This is a genomic window from Kitasatospora putterlickiae (assembly GCF_039527695.1).
GTDB classification, from domain to species: domain Bacteria; phylum Actinomycetota; class Actinomycetes; order Streptomycetales; family Streptomycetaceae; genus Kitasatospora; species Kitasatospora putterlickiae.
Genome location: NZ_BAAAKJ010000247.1, coordinates 3,456 through 10,400 on the forward strand (window position 1 = coordinate 3,456; position 6,945 = coordinate 10,400).

General features: G+C 74.9%; 7 protein-coding genes. 5 read left to right on the forward strand and 2 right to left on the reverse strand.

All coding sequences use genetic code 11. The features are described from left to right. Positions 1 to 314: 314 nt before the first annotated feature. Positions 315 to 773 carry a hypothetical protein gene (locus ABD308_RS24840; RefSeq protein WP_344338756.1) on the forward strand — a complete coding sequence of 153 codons (459 nt, stop codon included), beginning with the start codon at positions 315 to 317 and terminating at the stop codon, positions 771 to 773. A gap of 65 nt (positions 774 to 838) precedes the next feature. Here ABD308_RS24840 and ABD308_RS24845 read toward each other — a convergent pair whose 3' ends face one another. Beyond that, a complete protein-coding gene (locus ABD308_RS24845; RefSeq protein WP_344338757.1) occupies positions 839 to 2,203 on the reverse strand; it encodes an FAD-dependent oxidoreductase in 1,365 nt (454 codons plus the stop codon). A gap of 686 nt (positions 2,204 to 2,889) precedes the next feature. Here ABD308_RS24845 and ABD308_RS24850 point away from each other — a divergent pair. From ABD308_RS24850 to ABD308_RS24865, 4 genes are read left to right on the forward strand one after another with little or no spacing between them, the layout of a single operon-like run. Next, entirely contained in the window at positions 2,890 to 4,191 is a 1,302-nt protein-coding gene (locus ABD308_RS24850) for a type III PLP-dependent enzyme (protein ID WP_344338758.1), read from the forward strand. Beyond that, entirely contained in the window at positions 4,188 to 4,541 is a 354-nt protein-coding gene (locus ABD308_RS24855; protein WP_344338760.1) for a DUF6204 family protein, read from the forward strand. Before ABD308_RS24850 ends, ABD308_RS24855 begins: the two co-directional genes overlap by 4 nt. Positions 4,542 to 4,546: 5 nt before the next feature. Beyond that, entirely contained in the window at positions 4,547 to 5,548 is a 1,002-nt protein-coding gene (locus ABD308_RS24860) for a ChbG/HpnK family deacetylase (RefSeq protein ID WP_344338763.1), read from the forward strand. Next, a complete protein-coding gene (locus tag ABD308_RS24865) occupies positions 5,545 to 6,483 on the forward strand; it encodes a hypothetical protein (protein ID WP_344338765.1) in 939 nt (312 codons plus the stop codon). Before ABD308_RS24860 ends, ABD308_RS24865 begins: the two co-directional genes overlap by 4 nt. On the opposite strand, the gene ABD308_RS24870 is transcribed toward ABD308_RS24865, so the two are convergent. Continuing rightward, a partial coding sequence (locus ABD308_RS24870; protein ID WP_344338766.1) for a helix-turn-helix domain-containing protein occupies positions 6,459 to 6,945 on the reverse strand: 487 nt, incomplete at its 5' end. The genes ABD308_RS24865 and ABD308_RS24870 overlap by 25 nt on opposite strands.

The window sequence follows — 6,945 nt, forward strand, 5'->3', positions numbered from 1 at the left end:
CACACCACGCACACACAGCCCCCGACCACGAGTGCCAGAATGCCGATCAGCACCGCACCGATCATGTCGTCCGCCTTCGTTCCGCGTTCTCGTACGGTACACAGAGTAGGCGCGGTACGGACGGAAGCGGACGGCCGGGACGGCACCTGATCCGGAGCCCGCGCTTCTTCTGTCGGACCCGCCGAGGGGGCGCTAAATTCGCGTCCATGACAGGCGACAGTACGGACAACCACCCTCGCCGCGACCTGTCCTAGCCACCCGCTAGCGTGGTCGCGCCCCCGTTCCACCCGTTCCGCCCCGACCGGAGGTCACCCGTGGCCCGGCTCTACGTCCGCAGCGGCATCAACCCCGACGACCCGGACGCGCCCGTGGTGGCGCTGCTCGTCGACCCGGACGGCCCGCCCGGGGAGCAGGCCGTCGCGAAGCTCGGCTGGTACGGCCACGAGGGGGACGGCGCGTTCCACCTGCTGCCCACCGACGGCTGGGCCGAGCACGCCCTGGACGGCGACCGGCTGACCGTCTCGGTGGCGGCGTACCCGTTCACGCTCCAGCAGATCGGCGCCGACCCCGCCGCCTTCCCGGAGCGCTCCCCCGCCGCGCCCGAGGCGGCGCTGGTGCTGCGCGCGGACGCGGCCGTCGACCCGGAGCTGTACGCCCGGGCCGACACCGCGACCGCCGTGTTCACCGCCGGCCCGGGGCTCGCGCTGGACGACGTGCTGGCCGGCGAGGACGCGTGGCCGGTCGTCCTCACCCCGCCGCCGGCCGAGGCCTGACGGCCCGAGCACCGACGGCCCCACGACCTGACGACCCGAGCGCCCGACGGCCCGGGCCCGGCCGGTCAGGCCCCGCTGCGGCGGAGCATCTCCTCGCGCTCCACCACCTTGACCCGCTCGCGCCCCTCCGCCGCGCCCAGCGCGCGCTCGTGGGCGTCGAGCTCGTGCCAGCCCTGCCAGGTGGTGAACCGCACCCCGCGCTCGCGCAGGTGGCCGACGACCGCCTCCGGGTCGGGCTCGGCGGCGCCGGGCAGGCGGCCCTCGGTGTGGTCGGTGAGCAGGCAGGCGACGGTCTCGTTGGCGTCGCCCTTGGTGTGGCCGATCAGGCCGACCGGCCCGCGCTTGATCCAGCCGGTCACGTACACGGCGTCCTGGTGCGAGCCGTCGGCGGCGAGCACCCGGCCGGCCGCGTTCGGGACGGTGCCGGAGACCGGGTCGAACGGCAGCTTGGGCAGCTCGTCGGAGTAGTACCCGATGGCCCGGTAGACGGACCGCACGTCCCAGTCGGTGAAGTTGCCGGTGCCGCGCACATTGCCGGTGCCGTCGAGCTCGGTGCGCTCGGTGCGCAGCCCGACCACCCGGCCGTCCTCGCCGAGCACCTCCACGGGGGACTCGAAGAAGTGCAGGTAGAGCCGGTGCGGGCGGTCGCCGACGTCGCGGATGGCCCAGTTCTCGATGGTCGAGGCGACCATGTCGACGTGCTTGGCGCCGCGCCGCTCGGCGATCGAGCCGTCGTCGTACTCGATGTCCTCGGGGTTGACGATCACCTCGATGTTCGGCGAGTGGTCGAGCTCGCGCAGCTCCATCGGGCTGAACTTGGCCTGGGCCGGGCCGCGGCGGCCGAAGACGTGCACCTCCAGCGCCCGGTTGCGCTTCAGGCCCTCGTAGACGTTCGGCGGGATCTCGGTCGGCAGCAGCTCGTCGGCGGTCTTGGCGAGGATGCGGGCGACGTCCAGGGCGACGTTGCCGGCGCCGAGCACGGCGACCTTCTCGGCCTCCAGCGGCCACTCGCGCGGCACGTCCGGGTGGCCGTCGTACCAGGAGACGAAGTCGGCGGCGCCGTAGGAGCCGTCGAGCCCGACGCCGGGGATGTCCAGCGCGCGGTCGGCCATGGCGCCGGTGGAGAAGACCACGGCGTCGTAGAACCGGTGCAGGTCGTCCAGCGCGAGGTCGGAGGGGTAGTCGACGTTGCCGAACAAACGTATCTGCGGCTTGTCCAGCACCTGGTGCAGCGCCGTGATGATGCCCTTGATCCGCGGGTGGTCGGGCGCCACGCCGTACCGGATCAGCCCGAACGGCGCGGGCATCCGCTCGAAGAGGTCGATGGAGACCCCGGGCTGCTGGGCGGCGTCGGACTTCAGCAGGGCGTCAGCGGCGTAGATGCCGGCGGGGCCGGCGCCGACGATCGCGACGCGGATCGGGCGGGTCATGGCGGACGGTCCTCCGAACGGGAGCGGACGTGGCAGGTCGGACTGGCGAGGGTGACCCACACCCACCCAACCGTGCCGGACCTCGCCACTGTAGGCGGTGTGGATCTATGAGGTCATAGAGCGAACCTATGGCCGATCCGGGAACAACGCCCGACCTCCCCGCTCACCCCGACCGCCAGGTGCACATCAACCCACCCGTCCGCGCACCGCGCACCCCTCTGCCCCTTGAGGTAGCCCCGCCTGCCTGAACAGGCACTCCCCCGCCGACCCGTCGACCTGACGCGGCGACAAATCCGCCCCGTTCGAACGCCGGTGCAGGTCAAGGCCGATCAGTCCCGAGCCGCCGGCGCGTGCCGGATGGGGCGGGAGTGGCGAGGGTTGACACTCAAAGTTGGTCTAGTCCACCGTAGGGCCACGTCCTGTTTGCCGAGGCCTGAACAGGCATCGGCACCCCTCACCGGACGCCCGCACCACCCTCCCTCACCACTCCCACCGGGGCCCCGGCCCCCGCACCGCCATGCCCTGCCGCCCCTCCCTCCACGCGGCGCGCGGCCCCCGACCGACCCGACGCCCGACCCGGCGCCCCCGACCCCGACGCTGGAGAGCCGTGATGCCGAAGCCCGACGGCCACCTGTTCCAGGACGCCCGCCCCAGACCCGCCCACAGCGCCGGCCGGAGCACCGACGATGCCTGACTACGGACGCCTGCGCGCCGCCCTGGCCGCCACCGACGACGACCGGATCGTCTTCGACCTCGACGGCATCGAGGCCCAGTACGACGCCCTGCTGAGCGAACTGCCGGGCGTCGACGTCCGGTTCGCGATGAAGGCCTGCCCGGTCGACGAGGTGCTCGCCTGCCTGGCCGCCCGGGGCGCCGGCTTCGACGCGGCCGGGCCGCAGGAGATCGCCCAGGCGCTGCGCACCGGTGTGCCGGTCGAGCGGGTCCACTACGGCAACACCGTCAAGTCCGACCGGCAGATCGCCGAGGCGTACCGGCTCGGCGTGCGCGACTTCGCCACCGACAGCCTGGCCGATGTCGCCGCGATCGCCGAACACGCCCCCGGATCCCGGGTGTTCTGCCGGCTCGCCACCACCGGCGAGGGCGCCCTGTGGGGGCTGAGCCGCAAGTTCGGCTGCTCACCCGACGAAGCGGTCCCGCTGCTCGCGGCGGCCCGGGACGCCGGACTGGTCCCGTCCGGCCTCTCGGCGCACGTCGGCTCGCAGCAACTCACCGCCGAGGCCTGGCAGTACGCGCTGGAGATGCTCGCCCCGTTGATCATGGAGGCCGACCGGCTCGGCATCCGGCTGGACCACGTCAACCTCGGCGGCGGTCTGCCCGCGCTCGGCGTACTGAACCGGGGCGGGCAACCGCTCCACCCCCCGGTGGACAAGATGTTCGCGGTGATCCGGGAGGGCGTGCAGCACCTGCGCGAGGTCTCCGCCGGGCCGCTGGATGTCCTGCTGGAGCCGGGCCGCCACCTGGTCGCCGACCACGGCGCGATCCGGGCCCACGTCACCCGGCTGACGGAGCGCCGGCAGCTGAGCGGCGAGCGTTCCCACTGGCTCTACCTGAGCTGCGGCAAGTTCAACGGCCTGTACGAGATGGACGAGCTGCGCTACCCGCTGGAGTTCCCCACCCACCCCGGGGCACCGACCGTGCCCGCCGTGATCGCCGGCCCCAGCTGCGACAGCGACGACGCCTACGCCGACGAGGGCGCCGGCACGCCCGTCCCCCGGGACGCCGCCTCGGGCGACCCGGTGTGGATCCTCTCCTGCGGCGCCTACGTCACCTCCTACACCACGCGCGGGTTCAACGGCTTCCCGCCGCTCCCCTACAGCTGCGTCCGGGCCGACCCCGGCGTCCGTCCCGAGGAGTCCGTCCGTCCCGAGGGGACCGCCCGCCCCGAGGAGTCCGCCCGCCCCAGCGAGGCCGCCCGCCCGGAAAACCCGTCGCCCACCCGCCGGACACGGCATACGCTCGCCGGATGACCACCCGCACGTTCCGCATCACCGTCCGCGGCGTCTTCGACGGCCTCACCCCGGAGCAGCACGCCGAGCTGCGGTCCCGCGCCGCCGAGCACGACATCCTGTTCGCCGCCTTCACCCCCGAGGGCCACCTCAGCTACGACCTGAACGCCCGCGCCGTCTTCACCTTCCGCTACCAGGACACCGGCGAGGCCGAGGAGGACATCCTCGACGCCACCGACCGCGCCGAGCGGTCCGCCCGCGCCTGGCTCGACGAACGCGGCTACGGCTACAAGAACCTCCGCTCCCAGGCGGAGGACCTCTCCCAGGCCCCGCTCGGCAAGCGCCGGCGCCGCGAAGCCCGCGAGGGCTGAGCCCCGTGGGGAGCACGCCGGCCGCGGGGGCCGCACGGCCCGGCCCTCCCCGGCGGACCGCGGACACGACCCAGCCGACCCCCCTCGCCACCGAACTGCTCGGCCACCCGCCGGACACCCGCCTGCTGCTCCTCAACTGCGACGACTTCGGCCTCAACGAGGACGTCAACCTCGCCGTCGTCGAGGCGGTCGAACACGGCGTCGCCGCCTCCTGCAGCCTCATGACCGGCTGCCCGGGATCCGCGCACGCGCTGCGCCTGCTGCGCGAGCGCCCCCATCTGCCGTTCGGGATCCACCTCACCCTGGTCTGCGACACCGACGAGCCCGGCCACCGCTGGGGCCCGGTCGCCCCGGCCGCCGCCGTCCCCTCGCTGCTCGACCCCGCCGGCCGGCTCTTCCCCGCCACCCCCGACGGCCGGGCCCGACTGCTGGCCCGGGCCCGGGCGGACGACGTGGAACGGGAGTTCCGGGCCCAGATCGAGGCCGCCGCCGGCCCGGGACCGCACCCCACCCACCTCGACTTCCACTGCCTGGCCGACGCCGGCCGCCCCGACCTGCTCGACCTCGCGCTCGCGCTCGGCGCCGAGTACGGCCTGGCCGTGCGGATCTGGCTCGCCCCCGCCCTGGAACGCCTGCGCGCCCGCGGGCTGCCGGTGGTCGACCACCCCTTCCTGGACAGCTTCTCGGTCCCGCTCGACGACAAGCCCGCGCACTACGCCCGGCTGCTCGCCGCGCTCCGCCCGGGCCTGACCGAGTGGGCCGTCCACCCCGGCCTCGCCACCCCCGCCACTCGTGCGGGCGACGGCGGATGGCGGGTGCGCCGCTCCGACCACGCCTTCCTGCTCGACCCGCGCACCCGCGACCTGCTCGCCGAGCACGGCGTCACGGTCACCGACTACCGCCCGCTGCGGGCCCACTGGGCCCGCACGACCGGCTCCCGCACCGCTTGCGACGCGTCCGAATCGTTCAAGACCACCGCGCCCGCGCCGCCTACGGTCGAACCATGACCCGCACCACACGCCTCACGGCCACCAGGCTCGACGCCGCCGCCCGCTTCATCTGGACCTCAGGGCGCGTCTTCGAACAACGCCGCTTCGCCCACCTGTTCGGCGCCGAACCCGACCCCGCCGGCGTCCTCGCCGCCCTCAACGCCCACCACTCCCCCGACGGACTCTTCGCCTACGGCCTCGAACCGGACGTCCGCGGGCCCGCCTCCCAGCCCATCGCCGTCCCGACCGCGCTGCTCGCCATGGAGGAGGCCGGCGTCCTGGACGACACCCGCGCCCACCTCGTCTGCGACTGGCTGGCCGGGGTCGCCGCACCCGACGGCGGCGTGCCCGTCGCCCTGCCGAGCCTGCGGCCCTACCCGCGACCGCCGTTCATGCCGCTACCCGAGGACGGCGCGAAGCCCGTCGGCGAACTGCTCGCCACCGGGCAGATCGTCGCCCCGCTGCTACGCCAGGGCATCGAGCACCCGTGGCTCACCGCCGCCACCGCCTTCTGCCGCACCGCCGTCGAGAACCTCCGCGAGACCCACCCGTACGAGGCGGGCGCCGCGCTGCGCTTCCTCGACGCCGTCCCGGACACCGCCTGGGCCCGGGACGCGGCCGCCCGCCTGGGCGCACTCGTCCGCGAACAGCGGATCGTGCTGCTCGACCCGGCCCGGCCCGAGGAGGCCCGGATCGCCCCCGGCTACGCGCCCGGCGAGCACCACCTGCCGCACGACTACGCCCGCACACCCGACAGCCTGGCCTGCGACTGGTTCACCGAGCAGGAGCTGACGCGCGGCCTCGACCACCTCGCCGCCGCCCAGCAGCCGGACGGCGGCTGGCAGATCCACTGGGCGCGCTGGTCCGCGAGCACCGAGTCCGAGGCCCGCCCCGGCGTGACCCTCCAGGCACTCATCACCCTCCGCGCCTACGACGACGCGTCGGGGTCCTGACCCCGGGGCTCCCGGCCCAGCAGCACCGTCGGCGGCACCCCCGCCCACCGGCGCACCTCCCTGGTGAGGTGCGCCTGGTCGGCGTACCCGGCCCACTGCGCCACCTCCGCCAGCCCCGGCCCCCCGCCGGCGCCGCCCCTGTCCCCGCCCCCGTCACCGTCACCGCCCCGCGCGCGGGTCAGCGCCCGCTGGAAGCGCAGCACCGCGTGCAGGGTCTTCGGGCTGTAGCCGACCGCGTCCGTCACCCGACGGCGCAACTGCCGTTCCGAGAGCCCCAGTTCCGCCGCCAGCTCCGGCAGTCGCGCCCCCCGCGCACGCCCCAGCGCGGCAACCGCCCGCTCGACCGCCCGGTCCGGCTCCCACCCGGGCACGAGCGCGGCCGCGAACGCGTCCAGCTCAGCCGCCGCCTCGCGCGGCCCGCGCGCCCCGGCCAGCCGCTCCCGCCAGTACGCCAACCGCCCG